Raw genomic sequence first — 25,766 nt, 5'->3', positions numbered from 1 at the left:
GAACGTTTCGTCCTTTTTTTGTGCGCAAAATCTCATTTTTTCAACAATTTTTCAACAAAATGGCGAATTTCGCTCAAAAAAGGCATTCAAATTTCTTGTTCTTTGCAGAAAATTTTCTATATTTGAGGTTCCTAGGCCCTGCGCAATGACTATTTGCGGGCAACTCGCCAGGGCGAAAGCAGCAACGGACTTGTGAATTTTTATGTGCTCAGGTCGCCTAGGATTTCTTTTTGCAACCCTCGGGTTGCACTTTTTTTAACTAAAGATCCCCGCCTGCGCGGGGATGACATAACAGCAATGATTCTCTGGACCGTTCGCCATACCAAGCCCTACAACCCGAATGACGTCTGCTACGGACGACTCGACTTCGACGTATCCCCCTCTTTCGAAGACGAGGCAAAAAGCGCCCTCGAAGACTTCCTGAAGGCCGGCCCGCACCCGACGCGACTCTTCAGCAGCCCGCTCCTGCGGTGCATGCGACTCGCCGAGAAGGTTTCGGGGGCCACCGGGCTTGACATCGAAAAAGACGACAGGCTCATGGAGATAAACTTCGGCACGTGGGAAGGCCAGAAGCTCACCGCCGTCCCCCGCAACGAGATGGCCGCCTGGAAAAGCGACTGGCGCGGGTACAGGTTCCCCACGGGCGAAAGTTTCCACGACGTGGACAAACGCGTAGAGGCACTTCTTGACACGCTCGACGACAACGGCGAATATCTGTGGGTAAGCCACGCGGGCGTAATCGCTGCCCTCCAGCACTTCGCGTGCGGACTGCCGGACGAGGTCTTTGTCGAAGGGATGTTCAGCTACGCGATGGTCACGCGATTCGAGTTCACGCGCAACAGCGAAGGGCACTTCCGCGGGAAATTCACGACCGTGCATGAAGGCATCAAGATGCCGCCGCTCAAGATGGGCGACTAACGCTAGAAGTCAAACGAGACCAGCGCCTGCGCGCCACCGGTAAGGTTCGGCAACAGCGCAAAGTGCATCGGGTTGTCGAAGTCGCTCAGCAAAGCATCGACAACCGCATCGCCGAGGGAATACAGGTAGATAAGCGCCAATCCCCAGATATACTGGTTCCTGTTCTTGCGGTAATACGTGACGCGCTCGGTCACGCGGTCAAGTTCCTCAGACGAGGAATTCTCTTTCTCCAGAAAGTGCTTGCGGTCGAGGTAGTATTCCACCATGTTCTGCGAGGTGCGGATACTCGCCGCCGCCCCGATGAGCCCCATATAAAGTAAGCCCGCCTTGCCAAACTCGCCATTGTACATTTGTCCGAGTCCCGGAATAAGCCCAAGCAACAGCGCCGTCGTCATGCTGCGGAGTTCCACGCTCCTGTAGTTGTTATTGTACCAGATGCCGAAAGCGTCCATCATCCCATACAAGTGAAGACCGAACAGCCAGGCATTCTCGGCGTAGCGCAGGTCCTCCTGTTCCATCTTCTTGTCGCTCTTCTCGCGCACGCGGTTTGCATACTCGTTCCGCTTGTTCTGGTAATAGGCCAGGCTGTCGCGGTTGTCCATTTCGCGTATAATCTTCGTGTACATCGATACGGAATCGCGGAAGGGTCGCGCCTGTTCGAGCACGCGGTCCTTCTGCCAAGCCTTGTTGATATACACTTCGTAAAAGAGCAGCGCCTCGATACCCGTGATAAACCCGCCCCGAACGTAATGTTCCGTATAGTAATGCCCTCCGCCCGGCAAAATACTCAGGAGCATGGTAAGTCCAAGCGAATTGCGCTTCGTGGGAATATCCCACTCGTTCACGGGAAGCGTATCTATGGATTCAATACCCGTCTTGCCCTTCACCAGCGGGTCACCCACAAAAGAGGACGAATCTGGCTGTACGGAATCCGCCGGAACCGTCTGCGCAGCCGATACGCCAGCAAAAAAGAGGCTCACAAGCAGGATTATGGCAGACAGGTATTTAAACATCGTAAAGAAATATAGTTAAATGCGAGAAACCGGGTGCGCAGGGCGACTCCGAAAAATATATTTTTCAAGAAAATTTCAGGTTTTATCCACAATGTCATTTTATGACACACAATTATTCTAAATTACGGAGTATGGAAATGAAGAACGAACAAGCCGTCACGGACGCAAACATCGAAGGCATGGAAATCGAGGCCAGCGCACTCGAAGCAAAAATTGCCGAACTGGTCCGCGCCATCAAGGCGACCCTCATCGAACGCGGCGAGATGATGGCAACAGCGGAATCGTGCACGGGCGGGCTTGTAGCGTCGAGCATCGTGAACGAGCCCGGTTCTTCAGAAGTCCTTGCAGGCGGAATCGTCGCCTACCAGAACGAGATCAAGGAAAAGCTCCTCGGAGTCCGCCACGAGACCCTCGAACAGTTCGGTGCCGTAAGCGAACAGACCGTCCAGGAAATGTCCAAAGGCGCACTCGAAAGGTTCGGCTGCCAGTGGGCTGTATCCACCTCGGGCATCGCGGGGCCGGGCGGGGCCGTCCCGGGCAAGCCCGTGGGCACCGTCTGGATGTCGATTTCCTGGAAAACAGGCAACAATTGTTTGCAAAATGAGGCTTTTTGTAAAATTTTCGACGGTGACAGGCACAAAGTGAGGCTCAAAACCGTTTTTATAGTGCTGGGCAAGCTACTTTTTTTGTTAAATAACCAAAAAAGCACTTGCACAAGTGAACACTAAATAGTATATTTAGACAAGAAAAACAAAAAATGGAGTCCAATATGGCAAAGAAAAACACGACACCCACAAGCAACCTTTCCGCCGACAAGGCAAAGGCGGTCGAAGCCGCCATTGCGCAGATCGAAAAGAACTATGGTAAAGGTTCCATCATGGCTCTCGGACAGCAGCCCGTCGAAGAGATCCCCGTCATCCCGACCGGGTGCATCCAGCTCGACATGGCTCTCGGCGTGGGAGGCTTCCCCCGCGGCCGCATCATCGAAATCTACGGTCCCGAATCTTCCGGCAAGACGACGCTTACCCTGCACGCCATCGCCGAAGCCCAGAAACTCGGCGGAGTCGCAGCCTTCATCGATGCGGAACATGCCTTCGACGCGGTCTACGCCCGCAAGCTCGGTGTCGACATCGAATCCCTCCTCGTTTCCCAGCCAGACACTGGCGAACAGGCCCTTGACATCGCCGAAACGCTCGTCCGCTCCGGCGCCATCGACATCATCGTAATCGACTCCGTGGCCGCCCTCGTGCCACAGGCCGAAATCAACGGAGAAATGGGCGACAACCACGTGGGTCTGCAGGCTCGCCTCATGAGCCAGGCGCTCCGCAAGCTCACCGGCATCCTTTCGAAGTCCAACACCTGCATGCTCTTCATCAACCAGCTGCGCATGAAGATCGGCGTGATGTTCGGGAACCCCGAGACCACCACCGGCGGCAACGCCCTCAAGTTCTACGCCACCCAGCGTATCGACATCCGCCGTATCGCAGCCATCAAGGACGGCGAAGAGGTCATCGGCAACCGCACTCGCGTGAAGGTCGTCAAGAACAAGGTCGCGGCCCCGTTTACCCAGTGCGAATTCGACATCCTCTACGGTTGCGGAATCTCCCGCGAAGCCTCCATCCTTGACCTTGCATGCGAGCTCGACATCATCCAGAAGAGCGGAGCCTGGTTCAGCTACAACAACGAACGCATCGGCCAGGGCCGCGAGAACGCCCGCCTGTTCCTCAAGGACAATCCGGAACTCTGCTCCGAAATCGAGCAGAAGATCCGCGAGAGCATGAAGGACGTGGAACTCTTCAAGCTCGGCGAAAACGACGCGCTCGAAGCCGACGACGACGCCGAAATCAGCGCAGTCGAAGAAGGCTAGTCGATAGCCCCGAATTCTTCCTAAACCAAAAAACTCCGTTCCCTCCTTTAGCCATTGGGAGGGCCCGGAGTTTTCGTTTTTTTAAAGTTTTAATTTGGCAGCAAGCAAAAGCCGTCGCTTTTTTATATCTTTAGAATCATGAGATTCCTTATCGCGTTCGCACTGGCATTCGCCCTACTTCCGGCATCCTACGGCCAGGACCTTTGCGTCCACAAGCTTTTCGAACGCTCAATGATAGCCAATCTCGAAGGATGGTTCATCAACGTGCAGCACTCGCGCGCCCGTATCGACATCGAATGGAGACACCACGAGCAAGAGCAGGTCGACACGTTCTTCATCCACCTGCCCGACCGTCCCTCCTTCAAGTACATCACGACAAATGACCTACGCTATATCGAACAGGATTTTCCGAAACTGAAGCGCCAAATGGCGATGCACCACCTCCGCGACGAAATCGCAAACACGCCCATCAAATACGACGACCTGGAACTCCTTGCCCACGGGAACTTCCTGTGCAAGGATACAAGCGAACAGAAACCGAACATTCTCTCGACCGCATTCTCGAACATGTGGTGGAGCATCGCCCTCGACACGCTGCCGCAACCGAACTCGGTCACCATGCGCGGCGCCCGCAAAGAAAAGAGGGTCATCCAGATCAATTCATGGAAAAAATTTTCCGGGCTTGATCTTCCTGCACTTGCAACCGTGGAACACCCGAACTACAGGGGCAACATCTGGATCCGTTCCATCTACCCCATCGAAGACCTGGCAAAGGATCCCCTGCGCGAAAGCATATTGAATACGGACCGCGCCTACCGCACGTTCTTGTGGATCGGGAACGAGAAGTAACCCTGGTACTGCAGCTGTACGATAAACTGCTGGCTCAGGTCGCCATCGTAGAACGAGTCCTTCAGCCTTTTCCAGAAACCCAGTTCAAGGGTGGCGCTATGCAATCCGTCTTTCCAGGAAAGGTGCGGGCCAAGTTTCACCATCATGTAGCGAAGGGATTCCTTCTCCACCACATCGCCATTGCGCAACAGACCTGTACTAAACACGGACGTTTCGACAAGGGCAGCCACGTGTTCGCTTACCGGGATGCGGCCGAAGAATTCGAAATCCAGAACGAAGTCTCGGCTGAACACCGGCATGTTGAGCCTATAGTCATAGCTTTTTCCCTTGAAATCCGTGCTGATATCCGACAGGATATAGTGCATGTTCAAGCCTATGAGCGCCGATTTCGGGAAAAAATACTCGATTTTGACAGCGATGTCGAAAAGCTGGGCGTAGTTAAAGCCGTCGTCTTCCCCGCTCCAGACGTTATCGACGATGTAGTCCGCATTCCACGTTTCGGCGATGCGACCTTCACCGATGACATCGGAGGTCACCATTTCAAGATTGCTTCTCAGGTAGAAAAAACTCAAGTAGGTGGCCATGACCTCGACCTGCGGATTGGTCTTGAACGGCCGGAGCCCCAGCCCTGCCTGGTATCCCGCATAGAAAGGCGAAATTTCCAGGGCGCCTTCCATCTTCAGGAACGTGGGCGTCTTTCCCATTTTGTCGCCATAATTGAGTTCACCGACCGGTTCCAGCCATGTGTAATGGACATCCGCAAGCAGCTGCGGCAACCACTGTCCCCATACAAAAGGGGTATTCCCCATGATACTCCAGGAGAGGTTCGGCCCATAGCGAAAGCCATACTGGGCACTCTGGTCAAAACCGTCGCCCATGGACAGGACGAACGCGAAGACCACCGTAAGCAGCGAAATACGTATTTGACGACCAAAAAGTCCCATTTCATTGTAAAATCTAAAAAATATTCGTCCATTTGCGCAAGAAATTCTTATTTTGTAGGCACAAAACATATAGGAGACCCTATGAAAATTTCTCATCTGTGCGTGCTTGCCCTGAGCGGACTGCTCTTTTGGGGTTGCGCAAACAAAGCTTCCTCCCCTATTCTTATCGAACGTGGTGTAGGCCAAAACGAATACGAACGCGAGTACTTCGTCACGAAGGAAAGCATGGGCATCGACAAGCGCCTCAAGGACGTGTTCAAGCAGGGTTACATCGAAGAAGGCATGACCAACGACATGGTGAACCTGCTCTGGGGCCCTCCCGACCACGAAATGGAAACGGACACCAGCAGCGTGTGGGAATACTACACACCTGAAGGCAAGCTCATCACGCGCCTCATCTGGAAGCACCCCGACCAGGCACGTTTGAAGGGCTACGAGAACGAATGGATCTTGGAAAAGATCGAAGGCGACCGCTATGGCGGCTCCCCGGCCCCGACTTCCAGCCGTTCCAGCAACTACAACTAGCCCATTTTACGGCCAAAGTTTTAAAAGTCGCCTTTCAAAGGGCGGCTTTTTTTACTAAATTTAGGCGCGTTAAATTTTAAACCTCTCAAGGAGTTAATTATGCGTCAGTATATCATTGCTGGTAACTGGAAGATGAACAAGACCGTTAGCGAATCCGTTCAGCTCGCTAAGGATATCGTGGAAGCCGTCAAGGACGTGAAGAAGACCGAAGTGGTCATCGCCCCGACTTACCTCGCTGCCGCCAAGGTCGCCGACGTCATCAAGGGTACCAACGTGAAGCTCGCCATCCAGGACATCCATTGGAAGGACCAGGGCGCATTCACCGGTAAGGTCTCCGTTGACATGGTCAAGGAAATCGGCGCCGAATACATCATCATCGGCCACTCCGAACAGCGCCAGTACTTCCACGAAACGGAAGAAACCGTGAACCTCAAGGTCAAGAAGACCCTCGAAGCCGGCCTGAAGCCGATCATTTGCATTGGCGAAACCCTCGACCAGCGCAACGGCGGCATCCTCAAGGAAGTCCTCGGTCTCCAGATTAAGGGCGCCTTCAAGGACGTTTCTGCCGAAGACGCCGCCAAGTGCGTTCTCGCTTACGAACCGGTTTGGGCAATCGGTACTGGCGTTACCGCTACCGACGAACAGGCTCAGGACACTCAGGCCTACGCCCGCTCCGTTGTTAAGGAAATCTACGGCGAAGCCGTTGCCGAAGGCATGCGCATCCAGTACGGTGGCTCCATGAAGGGTGCCAACGCTGCCGGCCTCCTCGCCCAGAAGGACATCGACGGCGGTCTTATCGGTGGTGCAGGCCTCAAGGCTAACACCTTCAAGGAAATCATCGACGCTGCCGAAGCTCGCTAATTAAAACTTTAAATTCAAGGTAAAACGACTATGACAACACTCTTTTGGATTGGTATCGTCCTGCACGTGTTCCTGTGCCTCTTCCTCATGTTGCTCGTTCTGGTTCAGAACGACAAGATGGGCGGTCTCGCAGGCCTCGGCGGCATGACTTCCCAGTCTGCATTCTCTACCGCAGGTGCCGCGACCTTCATCCAGAAGTTGACCCGCGTCGTGGCCGTGATCTTCTTTATCGTCGTCTTCCTCCTCGGCCTCATCACGGCCAAGCAGGACCAGACGGTGGAAGAATCTGCCATGCAGAAGGCGACTCGTGAAAACGCCGCCCAGCAGCAGGCTCCGGCTCCGGCCCTCCCGGGAGACTTCGCCGCTCCGGCAGCACCGGCAGCTGAAGTTGCTCCTGCAGCTGAAGCCCCCGCTGCTCCGGCTACCGAAGCTCCTGCTGCGCAATAAGGATTTTGTTGACGCAGGCGGTTTTGGTCGCCGCGTCGGCTATCCTGCGGTCGTGGTGGAATTGGTAGACACGCTAGCTTGAGGTGCTAGTGGGAGCGATCCCATGACAGTTCAAGTCTGTCCGACCGCATTACGAAGTCCGCTCTCGCGAAAAGCGAGGGCATTTTTTTTAGGAAGAGGAAAATTGTAGTTTTGTTCACAATGATTCGTTCCATCGTAACATTCATTCTGCTCATTATCTGCATTTCTATCGCGGCCCCGAAAAACCGCGACATCGAAGGCATGCTCGACCGTATCGGAAGGCAGCCACAAATGCTGGATGCACGCTACAACCTGATGTTAGCTTTGGAACAGAAAAACATCCCGGCAGTAGATTCCCTAATAGAGGTTTTGTCCAAAGAAGCATTAGAGTCTTACGCCCTAGACCGTTACGAACTCCTGCAAATCAACTTGCTATTGGAGCGCTACGACAAGGCAATTGATATTTGGATTGATGAATACGCCAATGCGGGGAACACCGAACGCTTTTCCTTTGCAAGAGTAGACACATTACAGAAATACCTCGATTCCCTCATGGACTTGACCGACAACAACACCATCAAGATTGAATCGGAAAAAATCAGAACACGGACAGAATCTCAAGAAAAGAAAGACCTGATCTCCTTACTGGAGGTATTATCAGGGGCTCTCCGTTTTTACAAGAAAAAACACATTGATGAACAAATATGCGACGATTCTTTGTTTTACCTTCGAGTAAGTGCAAAATTTTATGTAGATGTAGGCGAGTACAATCACAAAATTAATTTGGATTGGGATGCAGCCATGGAGAACGCCCAAAAAGCCCTATCGGATTACAGCACAAAATATCCAAGCCCCCGAATAGTCCAGTTTTCCGATTATTTAATAAAATATTTTAAAGAATCCGCAGTTGCTTTTCAAGAAGAAAAGGACCCTGTACTAAGCAGGCGTTACACAGGATGCTTCGGTATAGAAGCGTTCTTAAACATTTCAAATAGGCCGGAAATAATATTTGGCCTTCCACTTCAAATATGGCGAATCATCTTCATCCCCGCTTTTCAATTCTCTGAAGATTACTCCGGACCAAGCGCGACTGCCGGATTTGTCGTTTTTGATTCTCGCCACGTAAAAGTTTTTCCCCTCGTAAACATGAGCGTAGGACTTGGTTTCGGTGGAGAAATCGACTATAGATTTTACATCAGTAACGAGTCTTATGGGTTATTCGGTGTATGGTCATTTAACTTCAGATATATCGGAGGATGGTACGAGACCGAGACTAAAAACTCCATAGAAAGTCAATTCCAAAACAGATTTATGTTGGGGGTCAGTGGCTACTTGTGGTAACAGGTTGCTAAATTTTCCGCATCGATAAGGCGGACCAATCTGCACGTCGCAGAATGGTACCACGCAAAAAGGTTTGATATGAGCAGCAATCTTGTAGCGCCGGTTGGCGTTCTCGGTTTTGGCGTCGAAGGCCAGAGCACGTTTAATTACCTTGTACGTAATGGTGTCAAGGAAATCGTAGTGATGGACAAGAACCCGGTGAAGTTGCCGGAAACGCCCGCAGGCGTAAACGTGAAGGTTTTCAGTGGCGAAGGCTACCTGGACGGTCTCAAGGACTGCGTAACCGTCGTACGCTCGGCAGGCGTGTACCCGATGAGTCAGGACCTGTTCAAGTTCCAGATGAACGGCGGAATCATGACGAGCCAGATTCAGCTGTTTTTAGAACAAACTAAATCCAAGAAGGTCGTAGGCGTCACGGGAACCTTGGGCAAGGGCTCGACCGTGAGCATGATTAGCCACATCTTAACCAAGTGCGGCGTAGAGAACGAAATTGGCGGGAACTTCGGCGTGCCCGCGCTCGACCTGCTCGAGACAGAGACGCCCGACCGCATCAGCATTCTAGAACTTTCCAGTTTCCAGCTGATGACGCTTTCGCTCTCGCCCGACGTGGGCGTGGTACTGCGTGTTTCGACCGAACACCTGGACTGGCACAAGAGCGTCGAGGAATACCGGGACGCGAAGGCCAACCTCGTCCGCTGGCAGAAGCGCTCCGGTACCTGCGTGTACCTGAAGGATGCAGAGCCCTCGGCAAAGATTGCAGGGGAAAGCCCTGCCGGAACGAAGTATGCCGTATGCCACGCTAACGAAGACGGTTTCGGCGACGGAGACGCCGTCATCGACGGCGCCACCCTCGCCATCGACGGCGAGAAACTTTACCTTTCGGACTGCAAGGTCCGCGGCATTTACCAGCTCGAAAACATGGCGGCGGCGACCCTCGCTTGCAAGGCATTGGGAATCAAGGTGGCCGACGCGTTCGAAGCCCTCAAGAGCTACGAAACACTCCCCTTCCGCATGGAATTCAAGGGCGAAAAACGCGGAATCGAATTCTACAACGACAGCTATGCCACCCGCCCCGACGCGACGATCGCCGCAACCGCCAGCATGAACCGCCCCTTCGCGCTCATCCTCGGCGGCTCCGAGAAGAACGCGGACTTCACCGAACTCTCGAACATCCTCGTGAAGGAGCGCCCGAACCTCAAGCGCATCGCCCTCATCGGCGCGACGGCAGAGCGCATGCTCGATTCCCTGAAGCAGGCCGGGCTCGATTCCGCGGGCATCGCGGCAAAGATCTTCCCCACCCTCGAGGAAGCCTTCGCCGACAGCCTAGCCATCGGCAAGGGCGGGACGGTCATCATGAGCCCCGCCTGCGCAAGCTTTGGCCTGTTCAAGAACTACAAGGTGCGCGGGCAAGTGTTCGACAAACTGGTCGCGGGCGTTTAATTTTTAATTTTTTCAAAAATTTTCACCCCTACCCCTTTACAAACGGCGCAAATCAATCTAAATTTGTTGCCGTTCCGCTAAGGACCACGCGGTCGTGGTGGAATTGGTAGACACGCTAGCTTGAGGTGCTAGTGGGAGCGATCCCATGACAGTTCAAGTCTGTCCGACCGCAGAAGAAACCCGGCTGAAAAGCCGGGTTTTCTTTTTGCTTTTAATTTCTATCTTTAGCACCAAGATAAACAACTTATATTTATTTCATGAACCGTTTCGAGCTCCTAAAGACCTCCAAGAAGTCAAAAGCCCGCCTCGGCGTGGTCCACACCGACCACGGCGACGTGACGACCCCCATCTTTATGCCCGTGGGCACCGAGGCGACCGTCAAGGCGGTCACGCCCGCCCAGCTCAAGGACATCAAGGCGGAAATCATCCTCGCGAACACCTACCACCTTTACCTGCGCCCCACCACGCCCCGCATCGCGAAGGCGGGCGGCATCCACAAATTCATGGCGTGGGACGGCCCGGTCTTGACGGACAGCGGCGGATTCCAGGTATGGAGCCTGAAGGATTTGCGCAAGATTACACCGGAGGGTGTCGAGTTCAGGAGCATACTTGACGGTTCAAAACACTTCTTTAGCCCCGCAAGCGTCATGAACGCCCAGCGCGAAATCGGCGCAGACATCATCATGGCGCTCGACGAATGCACGCCTTACCCGAGCACCGCGAAGGAAGCAGAACACAGCCTCAAGTTCACCCTCAAGTGGACCGCAGAAGCGATGCAATGGCTCAAGGAACACCCGCCTATCCACGGTTACGACCAGCAGTTCTTCGGGATTATCCAAGGAGGCATGCACAAGAACTTGCGCAAGCAGGCGATTGAACGCATTGCGGAACTCGGGCCCGACGGATTTGCGATGGGCGGCCTCTCCGTAGGCGAGCCCACCGAGACGATGTACGAGATTGCGGACTTCTGCACCGATATTCTACCGCAGGACCACGCCCGCTACGTGATGGGCGTAGGAACCCCCTGGAACCTGTTGGAGCTCATCGAGCGCGGCGTGGACATGTGCGACTGCGTGATGCCCACGCGCAACGCCCGCAACGGAATGCTGTTTACAAGCGAAGGCGTACTGCGCTACAAGGCGGCGCGCCATGCCGAGGAATTCGACAAGCCGGTCGACCCGAACTGCGACTGCTACTGCTGCAGGAACTTCAGCCGCGCCTACCTGCGCCACCTGCACCACGCCGGAGAATCCCTCGGGTTCACGCTGGCGAGCATCCACAACCTGCACTTCTACCTGCACCTGATGCGCGAAGCCAAGCAGCACATCGCCGACGATGATTTCGAAACTTGGAAAAAAGCCAAGTGTGAAATACTCCAAAGAGACCTACAGTAGTCTTTAGCTTTAGGGAAAGGAGGGTGTTAGGGAGGGGCTCGTATGACGACCCCTCACGGCGCAACAAACAAAAACACCCGGCTTTTTCGAACCGAGTGCTTTTTGTTAGGAGGAGAATCTTTATCGGCGCTTCGACAAGCTCAGCGACCTTTATTACATCATGCCGCCCATGCCACCCATGCCCGGGTCCATGGCCGGAGCAGCCGGCTTGGGTTCCTTCTTCTCGGTAATCACGCAGTCTGTGGTGAGGATCATCGAGGCAATGGAGGAGGCATTCTTGAGGGCCGTGCGGGTCACCTTGGCCGGGTCGATGACGCCAGCCTTGATGAGGTCTTCGTAGGTGTCGGTCTTCGCGTTGTAACCGAAGGCGTCCTTGCCTTCCTTGACCTTGTTCACCACCACAGAGCCTTCGAGGCCAGCGTTCTGCACAATCTGGCGGAGCGGTTCTTCGATGGCGCGGCGGATGATGGCAGCACCGGTCTTCTGGTCGTCGTTATCGAACTTGAGGGAGTCGATGGCCTTCTCGGCACGGATGAGGGCAACGCCACCACCCGGAACGATACCTTCTTCGACGGCAGCGCGGGTTGCGTGCATGGCGTCGTCGACGCGGTCCTTCTTTTCCTTCATTTCAACTTCGGTAGCGGCACCGACCTTGATCACGGCAACGCCGCCGGCAAGCTTGGCCAGGCGTTCCTGGAGCTTTTCGCGGTCGTAGTCGCTGGTGGTGGTTTCAATCTGCTTCTTGATCTGACCGATACGGCCCTTGATGGAGGCAGCATCACCGGCACCTTCCACGATCGTGGTGTTGTCCTTCGTGATGGTGATGGACTTGGCCTGGCCAAGAACGGTGACCGGAGCATCTTCGAGCTTCGCGCCCGTGTCTTCGGAAACCAGCATACCGCCAGTGAGGATAGCGATGTCTTCGAGCATGGCCTTGCGACGGTCACCGAAGCCCGGGGCCTTGACGGCGGCGACCTTCAAGGTGCCACGCATCTTGTTCACGACGAGCGTTGCGAGAGCTTCGCCATCCACGTCTTCGGCGATGATGAGGAGAGACTTGCCCTGCTTTGCCACATGTTCGAGCATCGGGAGCAAATCCTTCATGGTAGAAATCTTCTTGTCGTACAACAGGATGTACGGGTTCTCGAGGGAGACTTCCATGCTGTCAGTGTTGGTGACAAAGTAAGGGGACAGGTAGCCGCGGTCGAACTGCATACCTTCCACCACGTCGAGCACCGTGTCGGCGGTCTTGGATTCTTCGATGGTGATGACACCGTCGTTGCCGACCTTTTCCATGGCGTTGGCCAGGAGGTCACCGATTTCCGGGTCGTTGTTCGCGGAGATGGTAGCGACCTGGGCAATGTGTTCCTTGCCGTTGATCTTCACGGCCATCTTGCCGATTTCCTTGATAACGGCGTCAACCGCAGCATCCATACCGCGCTTGATGTCCATCGGGTTTGCACCGGCGGCCACGTTCTTGAGGCCTTCGCGGGTGATAGCCTGGGCCAGCACCGTAGCGGTAGTGGTACCGTCACCGGCGGCATCAGAAGTCTTGTTCGCGACTTCCTTGGCCATCTGGGCGCCGAGATTTTCGTAGGCGTCTTCGAGTTCCACTTCCTTAGCGACAGTCACGCCGTCCTTCGTCACGTTCGGGGCACCGAAGGAGCGGGCGATCATCACGTTACGGCCCTTGGGGCCGAGAGTTACCTTGACTGCGTTGGCGAGCTTGTCCACGCCCTTCATGAGGGATTCGCGAGCCGCCACATCAAACTTGAGTTGCTTTGCCATTTTGTTTTTCCTTTTTTATAAACCTTTTTGATTAGAGCGTCGCGATGACGTCCGGTTCCTTCACGATGAGGTAGTTTTCACCATCGACAGTGACTTCAGTGCCGCTGTACTTGCCGTAGAGCACCACGTCGCCCACCTTGACTTCCATCGGGACGATTTCGCCCTTGTCGTTCTTGCGGCCCGGGCCCACGGCCACGACCTTGCCCTGCATGGGCTTTTCCTTGGCGTTATCCGGAATGAAGAGACCCGAGGAGGTCTTCTGCTCGGCTTCTGCCGGCTTGACAACGATTCGATCTGCTAAAGGCTTGATCATTTTACTTTTCCTTTTTTGCGGGCAGTCGCTTTCGCGACACCCTTTTGTTTAAATCTTGGTCCAAGTTGGACTATTTTGTTCGCTTGAACAAAAGCAAAATCTGTGCCAAACAGATTTTTTCCAAAAAAGACCTTTTTGGCAAGATTTTTGCGTCAAACAGGTGGAAAAGTCAAATATCAGCCAATTTTTTCGCACGCTCGCGTGTTTTATTTTGAGACATTCTTGCAAGAGTGTTTTAAAATGAAACATTCCGCGGCTGTCAGCTACGATTCCAACAGATTTCGCCCCGATGTATTCCTGATATATTCGGCAACCTTGCTCCGCTCCCGAAGCCGACGATTCTTCGCCATGTATTCCGCCTCATAGATGGCCGAAAACCTTTCCAGCAGTTCGACCGGTGTCATATCCAGTCCCATCGCCAGCGCACAAAAAGTCTCAAAAGAGGGAATCCTCTTTCCGCACTCCAACATTGATATAAATTGCCGAGTAAGCCCCGAAATCTTCGACAGCTGACGCTGCGTGACCAACGAATCCCTCCTTATGCCGATCACAAGTTTTCGGAACGCACTACAAAACACCTCATGGTCATCTAATTTCATACAATAAAGATATAAAAAACTTGCAAATACAAAAGTATACATATGTTCCCAAATGTAAAAATTCCCATGACCTTTTGTTAAAGAAATATATTTTAGACTCCCCTTTTATTTTTAAAAATCATTACTATATAGGGGCCGCTTTGCAGGACCTGCTTTACGCAAGTCGTTTTTTCTGCGGGGAAGGGCTATCGGGAGGCATTTTCGCGGGGATTTCGCCTCGAAAGAACAAAAAAAACGACCTGCTTTACGCAAGTCGTTTTTTCTGCGGGTGCCAGGACTCGAACCTGGAGCCTTTTGGTTCGTAGCCAAACGCTCTATCCAGTTGGGCTACATCCGCGTGACGTGCCCAAATATAGAATTATCGGTTGAATTGTCAAGGGATTTTTCTAAATTTGTTGAATAATTTTTTTATATCCAAGAATTAACGATGAAAAAAGTCAAGTCCATCCTAGCCTATTGCCTGACCATCGCAAAGAAGCTTTTCTCCGACAAAAAGTTCGACATTTGCCTCGCCATCCTCTGCTTTCCCATAATTCTCGGATTTGTCGCAGTCGTCATCGTCTATAACCATTACCTGCCGGAGCTCCCCTCCCTCGCCCAGCTAGAGCAAATAAACCCGAAGCTCGTCACCAACATTTACGACATGAACGGGAAAATTGTGCACAAGTACTTCGTGGAACGCCGCGAATGGACCTCGTTCGATTCCATCCCCGAAGACGCAATCCACGCCGTCATGGCGACCGAAGACCGCGCCTTCTACAACCACTGGGGCATGAACGTCTGGGCCATCCCGTCGGCAATCGTCGAGAGCGCCCTCAGCGGCAAGCAGCTCCGCGGCGCCTCCACCCTCACCCAGCAATTGACCAAGCTCCTGTTCCTCACGCCGGAACGTTCCATCGCCCGTAAAATCAAAGAGGCGATGACCGCCATCCGCATCGAGCAGACCTATACCAAGCAGGAAATTCTCGAGTTCTACATGAACGAGGTGTACCTGGGAGGCGGCAACTACGGGTTCCAGGCCGCAGGCAAATACTACTTCGGCCGACCGCTCGACAGCCTCACCATTCCGGAATACGCCGTGCTAGCGGGCATGCTCAAGGCGCCCGAATCCTACCGCCCTGACAAGCACCCCAAGGCATCGCTCGAACGTCGCAACACGGTCCTTTTCGCCATGTACGACGCAGGCTACATCAGCAAGGAAGACTACCACAAATACATAGCGACCCCCATCGCGCTCGCCGAAAAGGAACCTGAAACGGGCTCCGGCCTCTACTACTACGAAGAAATCCGCAAGTACATGGAAAAGAAGTACGGGCAGAACTCGCTCTACGCTGACGGAGTTTCCATCTACAGCACCATTGACCCCGACATCCAAGAACTCGCAGACAGCGTCATCCAGTCGACAGTCAAGAAATACCGCAAGGATTTCCAGAAGAAGGCGGCCAAGAACCTAAAGCTCGCCGACAAGTACAACATGGAACTTGACAGCGTTCTCGTCCACTTCGACAGCGTCTACACCCTGTTCAAGAAGGACTACCTGAGCAAGGACACTTCCGCAAATATCAAGAAATGGCGCTACCCGCCCGAAATCCGCTACCATGACGTAGAAATGGCGGCAGTCGTTATCGAGAACGAGACGGGCGCAATTCGCGCAATGGTCGGCGGCAGCGACTTTAACACATCGCGATTCAACCGCGCCGTCCAGTCCCTGCGTCAACCTGGGTCGTCCTTCAAGCCGATCGTCTACTCCGTCGCCATGGACAACGGCGCTTCCCCCTGCGACTCGGTGAACGACGCTCCCATCACCATGACCGACGAGACTGCGGCAACCGGCATGTGGCGACCGCACAACTCCGAAAAGAACTTCGAAGGCATGATGTCGCTTCGCAGGGCGCTTTACCGTTCGAAAAACATCCCCGCCATCCTCACCGCCTCGAAATACGGTTTGAGCAACGTGGTGAACTACGCCCGCGCCTTCGGCATCCGCAAGGCTCCGCTCGTAGCGGTTCCGAGCCTCGCCCTCGGGTCTGTCGGAGCGACGCTCCTCGAAATGACCTCGGCCTACACAGTATTCCCGAACGGAGGAACCCGAATCGAGCCCTACATGATCGAATCCATCGAAGACAAGAACGGCGAAGTAATCGAAAAGAATTCCAAGGTCGAAAGTGTCGTGATGAAGCCCTCCGCAGCCTACCTAATGGTCGACATCCTGAAAGACGTAAACGTCCGCGGAACCGGATTCAAGGTCGCACAGAGCGGATTCAACCACCCGAGCGGCGGCAAGACCGGAACAACGAACGACTACACCGACGCCTGGTACATCGGCTTTACGAAGCATTACACCATGGGCGTCTGGGTCGGTTTCGACCAGGCCGTCTCCATGGGCGTCGGCCATACGGGCGGCAACTACGCGCTTCCCGCATGGATTGCCGTCATGACAAAGATTCACAAGGGTCTTCCGCAGAAATCGTTCCCCGTTCCGAGCGGAGTCATCAGCCGCGGCGTTTGCAACGTCACGGGTAAACTCGCGGGTGAATTCTGCACCGAAAAGACATACTGCCTCTACACCACCAACAACTATCCCGACGAAGTCTGCGATGGCGACCACTACAAGGTGAAAACCAAGTCCGCCGACGACGCAACGCTCTTCAGCAACAAGGGTGCCGCAGAAAACACGCAAGGGCCGAAAAAGCCCCGCAAAATGTTCTAGCGCATGACCGGCAAGATAGCCTCAATCCCTTATTTTTAAAGGGATTGAAAAGCTTTTTTACCCTTAACAAAAAACTGTTTTTTTTCTATCTTTACGGCCACCATGGAATGGCCGCGCGACATAAAATCTCTCACGACTGACGAGCTCAAGGCTTGGCTTCGCGATGTAAACGAGAAGCAATACCGCGCCGATCAAATCCAGAAATGGCTTTTCTGCCAACAGGTAAAATCCTACGACGAAATGGCGAACGTGCCGCCCTCGCTCCGCGAAAAACTGGCCGAACAGTTTTCCATCCGATCCCTCATCGAGGAACAGCGCATGGAATCGGTCGACGGCACTGTCAAGTGGCTCTTCCGGACGCGCGACGACCACCACATCGAAACCGTGATGATTCCAGCCAACGGACGCTTCTCCGTATGCGTGTCGACCCAGGTGGGCTGCGCCATGAACTGCGCTTTCTGCCGCACCGCAAAGATGGGCTTCACCCGGAACCTCGAAGCGGGCGAAATCCTCGAAGAAATCCTCAATGTGAACTGGTACCTGAAAGAGGCCGGTCTCTTGAACGATGAAGGCAACGTTGCCCAGGTCACGAACATCATCTTCATGGGCATGGGCGAACCGCTCAACAACCTGGAAAACGTGCACAGAGTCTGTTGCACCCTGCACAACCAGAGTCTCTTCAACATGGGCGCAAAGCGCATGACCGTGAGTACAAGCGGCGTTGTCCCGAAAATCAAGGAACTTGTCGACCGCAATACGCCCTGCTGCCTCGCCGTAAGTCTCAACAGCACGAACAACGAATACCGTTCGTCCGTGATGCCGGTGAACAAGACCTGGCCCATCGAGAAACTCCTCGAAGCGGTTGACGAATACATCCGCCGCACCGATAATTATGTGACGTTCGAGTTCGTGCTCATCAAGGACATCACCTGCACCCCTAAGGCCGCAAAGGAATTGATCCGCATCTGCGCCCCCCGCCGAGTGAAGGTGAACGCAATCGTGCTTAATGACGGTGATGACCCGAGCTTGCACGCCCCCACGCCCGAAGAGGTCGAGGATTTCCTCGCCGCCGTGCGTGCCGCCGAAATTCAAATAACGATCCGCAACCCGCGCGGCCGCGACATCCTCGCCGCCTGCGGGCAACTCGCGTACAAAAAGGAAGGTAAAGAATGTTAACGCAGAACCTCCCGGAATTCTGGGACAACCTCTATGCCGATGGCAAGGACTACTGGAATTTCAAGAAGGCGACCCCTGCCCTGCTCGAATTTTTCAAGCACCCCTCTTGCCCGGCTACCGGCTCCGTGCTGATTCCCGGAGCAGGTTTCGGCTACGATGCAGAAGCTTGGGCCGAACGCGGCCACGAAGTGCTCGCCGTAGACTTTGCGCCCACGGCCGTTGACGAACTCGACCACCTGAGCCGCAAGCACAAGAACTTGCGTTCGCTCGACCTTGACCTCTTCACGCTCACCCCCAAGGACCCCAAGCGCGGTGGCCAGCAGTTCGACATCGTGTACGATTACTGCACTTTCTCCGCCATCCATCCGGGGCGGCGCGACGAGTTCTTCGAAGTCTGCTACAAGATGCTCAAGGACGACGGCGTCCTGATCCTTTTCCTCTACCCGCTCATGAACGGCAAGACGCTGCAGGGCCCTCCCCATGCAACGAGCGAAGGCGAACTCATGGCGCGCCTCGGCGGCGTTTTCGATGTGGTGGAACGCATCAAGCCCGTAAATAGCATCCCCGGCCGCGAAGGTAAGGAAGAAATCTGGCTTTTGAAGAAATGCCTGTAATCTAGAACGGCTCAACGAGCCTATAGACAAAAAGCTTGCGACAAAAGACGAGAGACTGGAAAAGCTCTCGTCTTTTTTTGTGCGTCCAATTTCTCCATTCCTATTTTTTTCTAATTTTTCCTCAAAATTTTTAATGCGGCATGGCCGCCAAACAAAAACACAAGGATTAAACTATGGCTCAAGATTTATGCCCCTGCGGATCTGGAAAAGAATACTGCGAATGCTGTGAACCCATCATCAAGGGAACTGCCCTCGCCCAGAGTCCCGAAGCGCTGATGCGCTCACGCTATACAGCCTACGCCAAGCACGAAATCGCCTGGCTCAAGGACTCCCTCGAAGCTAGCCAGCGCAGTGACTTCGACGAACCGAGCGTAGAAGCCTGGAGCCGCGACTCCGAATGGCTCGGCATCGAGATCAAGCAGACCAAGACCGAAGAAGAGAAGAACATCGGCTGGGTCGAATTCGTCGCACGCTTCAAGCAGGGAAACATCACCCGCAACCACCACGAACTCGGCGAATTCCACAAGGTGGGCGGCGCATGGTTCTTCTACGACGGCCGTGCAGTGAAGCAGGAAACCGTCCGTCACGAAGGTCCGGTTGTCGGCCGCAACGACCCGTGCCCGTGCGGTTCCGGCAAGAAGTACAAGAAGTGCTGCGGCGCAGGCAAGTAATCAACCTTCAACCTCAATCCGATAGAAAGATGTTCAAAGTTTTCGTAGATGGTGAAGCAGGGACCACTGGCCTGCAGATTTATGAGAGACTCGCAAAGCGCACCGACATCGAAGTGTTGCGCATTTCTCCTGAACTCCGCAAAGACATTAACGAACGCAAGAGGCTCATCAACGAGTCCGACGTGACGTTCCTGTGCCTGCCCGACGCGGCCGCTGTCGAAAGTGCAGCCCTCTGCGAAAATCCGAACACCCGCGTGATTGACGCTTCTACCGCGCACCGCGTGAATCCGGACTGGACCTACGGGATGCCGGAACTGAGCCCCGCCCAGCGCGAAGCGATTGCAAAAGCCAAGCGCATCGCGAACCCCGGCTGCCACGCCTCGGGCTTTATCCTCGGCGTGCACCCGCTGGTTGCCGCAGGAATCCTCCCGAAGAGCGCAAACCTCGCCGCCTACAGCATTACCGGTTATTCCGGCGGCGGCAAGAAGCTCATCGCCGAATATGAGGAAGCAGCAGCCCTTTCGCATGCTGCCGGCGAATCGAAGGCCATCATGGCGCCCGCCCCGTACGCGCTCGCGCTCGCTCACAAGCACCTTCCCGAAATGAAGAAGTACTGCGAACTCGAAAACACGCCGTTCTTCAACCCGGTACTCGGCCCCTATTACAAGGGCATGGCGGTGACGGTCGCCATCTTCGCGAATGAACTCACCAAGAAGGTCGGCCCCGAAGGCCTCACCGAAATCTTGGCGAAGCATTACGAAGGTTCCCGTTTTGTGAAGGTCATGCCGTATGAAGCAGCCCCCGTGCTGTTCAACGGCCGCCTTGACGCCACCGTTTGTAACGACACGAACAACGCCCGCATCCAGGTGTTCGGCAACGAGAACGTGATGCAGGTGACGACGATTATCGACAACCTGGGCAAGGGCGCCAGCGGCGCCGCCATCCAGAACATGAATATCGCGCTCGGCCTCGACGAAAGCATCAGCCTGGTCTAGGCAACAACCGGCAACGATTATACAAAAGCCAGCCCGATTGCGGCTGGCTTAAATGTTTAAATGCAAACAGCGACTTAATCTTCACTGAAGGTGAACGGAATCGTCACAGTCGTGTTACCAGACTTGACCTTGCTGAAAGTCCAGCGACTCACGGCGTTCTTAATTTCGCCGTCAAATTCGCCATACCCGGTCGTAGAGGACGCAATGGAAATACTGATAATTTCACCACCCGGAGCAATCGTGAACTTCAGGGTAACCTTACCCTGGAATCCCGGTTTTATCTTCAGGAACTTGTTATAGATGTGGCGCAGGCCCGGAGTACGCTGACGTACGACCTTCATGATGTCAGCAGCGGAACGAGATCCACCACCGGCACCCATCTTGACATCATCTCCAGACGGAGTCTTGATATTTCCCTTGGCCTTGGTTGCACTACCGCCACCGAAGAGACCTGCTAGGCCGTCACCAATACCACCAGCCCCACCTTCTGCATAGCCCTCATTGAAGCCGTCACCCGTCTTGTTGTGACCTGACAAGGAAGAATTAAACAATCCCTTTTCATTAATTACATCCGAATAGTCAGAACACAAAGTCCAAAACCATTCCAACGTCTTGTTCAGGAAGACGGGATTCACTCCGCCATCATAGATAAATTGGTATGTCAACCGCATGACGCCATCCCCATTGTCACGTCTGAGAAATGAGGCCTGCGTCAAAATTTTATCAATATTGAACTGGTTTGCCGTCTCGATAGCCAAGGATTCATCCACATCCTGGGTTCCACCCCACGTTGCAGAAAGCTTTACAAGTTTCTGGTTGGGATATACAAAGATATAGCCCTTGTAGGTTCCATTTGTAATAAAGAGGTCACCATCCTCATCAATCCGGCCCTGAGTTTCACCTTCCAGGAGTTTCAACAGGTTTTCTGTATTGACGTCGCTTTCCTGCAATCTTTTGCCAGGTCCAAAAGATGCCGGAGCGTAGCTTGTTTCGTAATGACCATAGGCAAGGACCTGCTGCGCACAGAATGCGACAAATATACCGAACAATATCTTTTTTAGATTTTTCATGAACAACCGAACCTTTTCCTATATGCAGCTATTCCACAGCGCCTCGAACCAGTGCCCAAAATAGCTAGCATCGCACAGTTGGTGGAGTACTCCCGAAACACAAGCAAATTTCTTCGGGTTATAAGGGAAACCATTGCAAGACACGCCATTTAAGCAGCTAGAGCATTGACTTTCATCTGCAGACCAGCAACTTGTATTGCAAAACGTATCTACGACATTGTCGTTGCAGAATTCTTTCTTGGGATTATAAGTATTGCTGCCACATACCGCAACGCTAGCCACAGAACTGCTCGATTTGGGTTTGGTATAGTTTGTCACGGAACTGCTTGATGTGGGAGTATAGTACGTCGTAGAACTGCTTGATAAATAAACAGGATTACTTTGTTCCGAGCAACTCGACACCTGGGCATCCACCATCTCCCCGTATTCATCCTCAAGCTGGGCGGCATAGTCCGTACAGCCGGGCAGGCAAAGAGCAAGCAAAAGTAAAGCGAGAAGCCGTTTCATAGTCTTACAAACCTTTATTATTGACAAGATGGAACACTATTCAAATCAATCGCTATTCTATCATCTTTCAAATCAATGCCACCGCTCCATCGCCCTTCTTTATCAGGGCTCACAGCAAATTTACAGAAACCATCTTCAGGAACATTTACCAATGCGCTTCCGTGAATTATAAATGTCTGGGTAACGGTATTGCCAGACTTGCTAAACAACTTGTTTTTCGCAAACATATTATCCGAGTCAAAATACCACTTCAAGTAATTGATGGTTGTCCCTGCCCGGGTAGTATAATTACAGCGGTAGCGGACCTCTTCAATTTTGTGGGTTCCCGGAATCAGGTAAGAGGCGAACAGCCTGTTCGACACAAAGTCAATCTGTTCCTTTTTTCCGTCAGGTCCATAAAGGATGATTTCTCCCGTTTCCGAGTCACAGGCACCAGAGAGCGAGGCATGAACAACACCGATTACCCCCGATTCGCCTTCGAAAGCGGCTTCGTTTCTCAAATCCCATTTGTCGAAGGTCTGATTTATTGCGCAGCTGCTTAAAGCAACCAACGTTAACGCAAAAATAAATCCTTGAATTATTCTTTTAGCCATTTCAAGTTCCTTTTTGCAAAACAACCCGCACCTATTCGCAACGGACGTTCTTTATCTCCAAATAGTTGCCCACAGAGGAATAACCTTCGATTCTCCAAGTAAGTCCTATAAGCGATTTCCTGAATTCTTCCATCGAAACTTCTCCGGCAACATTCGGATTATTCCAGGGAAGCGTAACCTGACGCCAATCTTCCGAATCCTTTATCAGGACCGGCACCGTAACGAACGAGCCTCCCAAAAGGGACGTCGTCGCAAAAAACACATGTCCCGAGCCCCGGTAACTGTAAGACAAGACCGAGCATGTCGAAAGGTCCTTCTTCTGTTTCATTTCCGCCACGACATTTGGCTTCGAGGCAACAACATCGTCCGAATACGAAACCGATACCTTCCCCGCTTTTTCCGTATTCAGTTTTGCCGTACCACCGATATTTTTCCAGACAAAGTCATCGCTATTCAGACAAGAGCTCTGGCCCGATACGACAAGTTTCTCCTTGTACAGGACATCATCCGAATATATCAGGCAATCGGGAAGCTTTTCCAGATTCACGGCAAGACTGCCGTAAGGCCTCTTCGCTTCAATTTCCTGCTTTCCGGGAACAAGCGAAAGCTCGGATGCGGCCAGGATGTCCATCTTGCAGAAGCCTACATGCGGTATCTTCAAATAAAGCCTTTTGTCGGGCATGCCGTCAAAGCCCCACGAGAATTTCGAGTGGGCATCGCTCCCTTCGCAGAAATACGCAATGGAATCAACCTCATAATAGCCCGGCGGGAGCGGGGCCGCAAAGACCTGGTTGGGGTGAAAAGGAACAGCGGCCTTCAGGCTGTCGCCCGACAAAATCAAGGTTCCGTTCTTCTTTTGGCAAACTTCCTTTGCGTCGCACGCAGACTCGGCCGAGACCACGGACAAGAATCCCGTTTTCGCCTCGAACGACTTTTTGTCCGAAAGAGCGTCTCCTTCGATAACCAATTTAGACTGCGTACATCCAGCCAGAACCAAGAACAACAAGAACAGCAACACCTTCATACGCAATCCCCTCAAAAAGCCAGTGTCAGGACAACACCAAGGGCTCCGATTCCAGCCACACAATATCCGATAGCTCTTATAATCTGCCAGTTCTTTGCTGCATCAATGCGATCATTCAACTCAACTCTAGATGCCGGGACCCCCGCATCACGTTCCTGCTTGGCCCTGAGGTCACCGTAGTACGCGGCAGCGCCCCCTGCAACCAGCACAGCCGATGAAATCATGAAGTTGCCCCAGTTTACCCGGAACTTCCTCTTCTTTTTGGCCGGTTTCGGAGATGTCTTCGGTGCGGCAGCGACCTGTTCCGACGAACCTCCCTGAGGCGTGAGAAAGTCCATTTCATCCTCGACATCCAGGTCAAATTCGGCATGCAACAGACTCCCGTTAAACTGGTCAAACGGATCGTTCAGATTCAACGGGGTGTTTAACGTTCCCGCCAACTGTTCATCGAACGGTTCGTCGGCGAAGTCTTCCTCATAGGATTCCTCTTGCGCATGAGCACAAACCGTCATGGCAATAGCAAGAAGAATGTAAACAAGGAAGCGCATACTACATCTCGACTTAATTTTCACTGAAAGTAAATGGAATCTTCACCGTCGTACTGCCAAAGTCAACCTTATTGAACATCCAGTTGGAGACCGCGTTCTTGATACTAGCATCAAATTCGCCATATCCGGTCGTAGAGGAAACAATCGAGATAAAAGTAACCTCACCACCCGGAGCAATCCTTAACTTCAAGACGATGCGGCCAGCAAAACCTTCCCTCTTCTTCAGGAACTTGTTATAAAGATGGCGCAGGCCCGGAGTACGCTGGCGCACGACCTTCATGATGTCCGATTCGGAGCGGAAACCGTCATCACTTATGTCGATATCACGGGCAGTCGGAGTTTTTACGTTTCCCTTGGCCTTGGTTGCGATACCGCCTTTATTGCTACAACTGTCGCCACAGAAAAGCCCCGCAAGTCCGTCGCCAATACCTCCGTTCCCTTCGTTGGAGCCGCCGTCAGTTTTTCCCGACGTCTGGAGGCCAGCAACATCTTTCAGAACGCGGTCAATATCCTTAGAGAACTTCTGGTTTTTCATTAGGTCATAAGCCGCAGCACTAGCGGTCTTGCTTTTAGCTGTGAGAAGCATTATGGGGGCACACTTGTTCGAAGGCTTAAGACCGAGCGGAGAAAAGAGTTCGTCGTAAGCCATCTTTTTTACCGATTCATCCACTTTATCCAAAAAAAACAGGCAAATATTCCGGAACCCCGCATTCTTCAACGCGCTCATCAAGGGACGCAATTCACGGAGCCTATTATCGTCAAAAAAAGTGCTACTTATAATCAAGCCCGCACAATTAACATCCTCCATATCACTGAACTGCGTATGTATAGCGACTAGATCCTTTGCAATCACGTCAAACACAGACAAAGGAGCAACGACAGCCCTTTGAGCCTCCCATTGGCTAAGCACACGGGCTGAATTGGGCGAAATCGTTGCAAGAACAGTCCCGGCGCGGGGCTTAGTCAGATATTCCGGCGGTTGCATACCCGAAGGACCCTCACCGGGAAGAGCGAGAAAATTATTGTTTTCATCTACATAGGCACTGTCCGGTTCTCCATTTCTTGAAGAATAGACCGTCCAAATAACACGGCCGGGATCTTCCTCAGATTCCTTCTGTATTGCTACATAACGATCCGGATAGCGCCCCCCCAGGACTTCATAATACACGTTCGGCTGAAAACCACCTCGCGCCCCGATAACAATGTAATTGTCTGTCACAGCAACATGAAGGGCCAAGCCATTTTGATTCTGATTCGACGAGGCTTTCTGAAAACCCCCTCCAGCTTCGTCCCCTACAGAAATTTCATCATCATAATCCGAGCTCGTATCGTAATGACCATAGGCAAGGACCTGCTGCGCACAGAATGCGACAAATATACCGAACAATATCTTTTTTAGATTTTTCATGAACAAACAAACCTTTTCCTATATGCAGCTATTCCACAGAGCCTCGAACCAGTGCCCAAAATCGGAGTAGCCAGCACCAAAACAAAGAGCCGTCAACACAAATGCAATCCAGAGAAGGCGTACCATAAAA

The 25,766-nt window shown here is 53.0% G+C and carries 25 protein-coding genes, 3 tRNA genes and 1 other RNA gene; 18 read left to right on the top strand and 11 right to left on the bottom strand.

Going from position 1 to position 25,766, the window contains the following annotated elements:
• The first annotated feature begins 129 nt into the window (after positions 1-129).
• Positions 130-226, top strand: an RNA gene (gene ffs / locus B2310_RS11120) — signal recognition particle sRNA small type.
• A gap of 71 nt (positions 227-297) precedes the next feature.
• On the top strand, positions 298-918 hold the full coding sequence (locus B2310_RS11115) for a histidine phosphatase family protein (protein WP_290731531.1): 621 nt from the start codon (positions 298-300) through the stop codon (positions 916-918).
• A 2-nt stretch (positions 919-920) separates the two neighbouring features.
• On the opposite strand, the gene B2310_RS11110 is transcribed toward B2310_RS11115, so the two are convergent.
• On the bottom strand, positions 921-1,931 hold the full coding sequence (locus tag B2310_RS11110) for a DUF5683 domain-containing protein (RefSeq protein WP_290731528.1): 1,011 nt from the start codon (positions 1,929-1,931) through the stop codon (positions 921-923).
• 131 nt (positions 1,932-2,062) lie between these two features.
• Here B2310_RS11110 and B2310_RS11105 point away from each other — a divergent pair, with 131 nt between their 5' ends.
• The 3 genes from B2310_RS11105 (at position 2,063) to B2310_RS11095 (ending at position 4,647) form a co-directional block, all read left to right on the top strand.
• Entirely contained in the window at positions 2,063-2,659 is a 597-nt protein-coding gene (locus B2310_RS11105) for a CinA family protein (RefSeq protein WP_290731525.1), read from the top strand.
• Between the two features lie 41 nt (positions 2,660-2,700).
• Positions 2,701-3,798: a recombinase RecA gene (gene recA / locus B2310_RS11100; protein WP_173365248.1), complete on the top strand. Its 1,098-nt coding sequence runs from the start codon at positions 2,701-2,703 to the stop codon at positions 3,796-3,798.
• A 138-nt stretch (positions 3,799-3,936) separates the two neighbouring features.
• Positions 3,937-4,647 (top strand): hypothetical protein, encoded by a 711-nt coding sequence (locus tag B2310_RS11095; RefSeq protein WP_173382397.1) that lies wholly within the window; start codon positions 3,937-3,939, stop codon positions 4,645-4,647.
• On the opposite strand, the gene B2310_RS11090 is transcribed toward B2310_RS11095, so the two are convergent.
• Positions 4,611-5,591, bottom strand: a complete 981-nt coding sequence (locus tag B2310_RS11090; protein ID WP_173382396.1) for a hypothetical protein — start codon at positions 5,589-5,591, stop codon at positions 4,611-4,613. The genes B2310_RS11095 and B2310_RS11090 overlap by 37 nt on opposite strands.
• Before the next feature lie 81 nt (positions 5,592-5,672).
• On the opposite strand from B2310_RS11090, the gene B2310_RS11085 reads away from it, so the two are divergent.
• The 8 genes from B2310_RS11085 (at position 5,673) to tgt (ending at position 11,620) form a co-directional block, all read left to right on the top strand.
• Positions 5,673-6,116, top strand: a complete 444-nt coding sequence (locus B2310_RS11085; protein ID WP_173382395.1) for a hypothetical protein — start codon at positions 5,673-5,675, stop codon at positions 6,114-6,116.
• Between the two features lie 99 nt (positions 6,117-6,215).
• Positions 6,216-6,977: a triose-phosphate isomerase gene (gene tpiA / locus B2310_RS11080; RefSeq protein ID WP_290723808.1), complete on the top strand. Its 762-nt coding sequence runs from the start codon at positions 6,216-6,218 to the stop codon at positions 6,975-6,977.
• A gap of 30 nt (positions 6,978-7,007) precedes the next feature.
• On the top strand, positions 7,008-7,424 hold the full coding sequence (gene secG / locus B2310_RS11075) for a preprotein translocase subunit SecG (protein WP_173382953.1): 417 nt from the start codon (positions 7,008-7,010) through the stop codon (positions 7,422-7,424).
• Positions 7,425-7,470: 46 nt separating this feature from the next.
• Positions 7,471-7,554 (top strand) — tRNA-Leu (locus B2310_RS11070).
• Positions 7,555-7,625: 71 nt separating this feature from the next.
• Entirely contained in the window at positions 7,626-8,786 is a 1,161-nt protein-coding gene (locus B2310_RS11065) for a hypothetical protein (RefSeq protein ID WP_290731522.1), read from the top strand.
• A gap of 78 nt (positions 8,787-8,864) precedes the next feature.
• Positions 8,865-10,226: a UDP-N-acetylmuramoyl-L-alanine--D-glutamate ligase gene (gene murD / locus B2310_RS11060; RefSeq protein WP_290731519.1), complete on the top strand. Its 1,362-nt coding sequence runs from the start codon at positions 8,865-8,867 to the stop codon at positions 10,224-10,226.
• An 88-nt stretch (positions 10,227-10,314) separates the two neighbouring features.
• A tRNA-Leu gene (locus tag B2310_RS11055) sits at positions 10,315-10,398 on the top strand.
• Between the two features lie 85 nt (positions 10,399-10,483).
• Entirely contained in the window at positions 10,484-11,620 is a 1,137-nt protein-coding gene (tgt, locus tag B2310_RS11050) for a tRNA guanosine(34) transglycosylase Tgt (RefSeq protein WP_290731516.1), read from the top strand.
• Between the two features lie 153 nt (positions 11,621-11,773).
• Here the strand turns inward: tgt and groL are convergent, their stop codons facing one another.
• The 4 genes from groL to B2310_RS11030 all read right to left on the bottom strand — a co-directional run bounded on the left by groL (position 11,774) and on the right by B2310_RS11030 (position 14,657).
• Positions 11,774-13,408 carry a chaperonin GroEL gene (gene groL, locus B2310_RS11045; RefSeq protein WP_072809725.1) on the bottom strand — a complete coding sequence of 545 codons (1,635 nt, stop codon included), beginning with the start codon at positions 13,406-13,408 and terminating at the stop codon, positions 11,774-11,776.
• A gap of 31 nt (positions 13,409-13,439) precedes the next feature.
• Positions 13,440-13,721 carry a co-chaperone GroES gene (gene groES / locus B2310_RS11040; protein WP_072809723.1) on the bottom strand — a complete coding sequence of 94 codons (282 nt, stop codon included), beginning with the start codon at positions 13,719-13,721 and terminating at the stop codon, positions 13,440-13,442.
• Positions 13,722-13,984: 263 nt separating this feature from the next.
• Entirely contained in the window at positions 13,985-14,320 is a 336-nt protein-coding gene (locus tag B2310_RS11035) for a helix-turn-helix domain-containing protein (RefSeq protein WP_290731513.1), read from the bottom strand.
• A gap of 263 nt (positions 14,321-14,583) precedes the next feature.
• Positions 14,584-14,657: transfer RNA gene (locus B2310_RS11030), tRNA-Arg, on the bottom strand.
• Between the two features lie 90 nt (positions 14,658-14,747).
• Between B2310_RS11030 and B2310_RS11025 the strand changes: the two genes are divergently transcribed.
• The 5 genes from B2310_RS11025 (at position 14,748) to argC (ending at position 20,486) form a co-directional block, all read left to right on the top strand.
• Positions 14,748-17,030 (top strand): penicillin-binding protein 1A, encoded by a 2,283-nt coding sequence (locus B2310_RS11025; protein ID WP_290731510.1) that lies wholly within the window; start codon positions 14,748-14,750, stop codon positions 17,028-17,030.
• A gap of 102 nt (positions 17,031-17,132) precedes the next feature.
• Positions 17,133-18,206 (top strand): 23S rRNA (adenine(2503)-C(2))-methyltransferase RlmN, encoded by a 1,074-nt coding sequence (gene rlmN / locus B2310_RS11020; RefSeq protein WP_173382602.1) that lies wholly within the window; start codon positions 17,133-17,135, stop codon positions 18,204-18,206.
• Positions 18,200-18,820 carry a methyltransferase gene (locus tag B2310_RS11015; RefSeq protein WP_173365367.1) on the top strand — a complete coding sequence of 207 codons (621 nt, stop codon included), beginning with the start codon at positions 18,200-18,202 and terminating at the stop codon, positions 18,818-18,820. The genes rlmN and B2310_RS11015 overlap by 7 nt, the downstream gene beginning before the upstream one ends.
• 173 nt (positions 18,821-18,993) lie before the next feature.
• Positions 18,994-19,491, top strand: coding sequence for a YchJ family protein (locus tag B2310_RS11010; RefSeq protein WP_173365366.1), 498 nt, complete (start codon positions 18,994-18,996; stop codon positions 19,489-19,491).
• A gap of 29 nt (positions 19,492-19,520) precedes the next feature.
• Entirely contained in the window at positions 19,521-20,486 is a 966-nt protein-coding gene (gene argC, locus B2310_RS11005; RefSeq protein ID WP_290731503.1) for an N-acetyl-gamma-glutamyl-phosphate reductase, read from the top strand.
• A 74-nt stretch (positions 20,487-20,560) separates the two neighbouring features.
• Here the strand turns inward: argC and B2310_RS11000 are convergent, their stop codons facing one another.
• The 5 genes from B2310_RS11000 to B2310_RS10980 form a co-directional block, all read right to left on the bottom strand.
• A complete protein-coding gene (locus tag B2310_RS11000; protein WP_290731500.1) occupies positions 20,561-21,556 on the bottom strand; it encodes a TonB family protein in 996 nt (331 codons plus the stop codon).
• A gap of 524 nt (positions 21,557-22,080) precedes the next feature.
• Positions 22,081-22,656, bottom strand: a complete 576-nt coding sequence (locus tag B2310_RS10995; protein ID WP_290731496.1) for a hypothetical protein — start codon at positions 22,654-22,656, stop codon at positions 22,081-22,083.
• A 31-nt stretch (positions 22,657-22,687) separates the two neighbouring features.
• Positions 22,688-23,680 (bottom strand): hypothetical protein, encoded by a 993-nt coding sequence (locus B2310_RS10990; protein WP_290731493.1) that lies wholly within the window; start codon positions 23,678-23,680, stop codon positions 22,688-22,690.
• Between the two features lie 11 nt (positions 23,681-23,691).
• Positions 23,692-24,228, bottom strand: coding sequence for a hypothetical protein (locus B2310_RS10985; protein ID WP_290731490.1), 537 nt, complete (start codon positions 24,226-24,228; stop codon positions 23,692-23,694).
• A gap of 13 nt (positions 24,229-24,241) precedes the next feature.
• Complete coding sequence (locus B2310_RS10980) at positions 24,242-25,636, bottom strand: AgmX/PglI C-terminal domain-containing protein (protein ID WP_290731487.1); 1,395 nt, start codon at positions 25,634-25,636, stop codon at positions 24,242-24,244.
• Positions 25,637-25,766: the final 130 nt, after the last annotated feature.

Source organism: Fibrobacter sp. UBA3629 (assembly GCF_002374005.1).
In the GTDB taxonomy this organism is placed as follows: domain Bacteria; phylum Fibrobacterota; class Fibrobacteria; order Fibrobacterales; family Fibrobacteraceae; genus Fibrobacter.
Note: the sequence above shows the minus strand (reverse complement) of the source record. Positions and strands in the feature narration are given on the sequence as shown.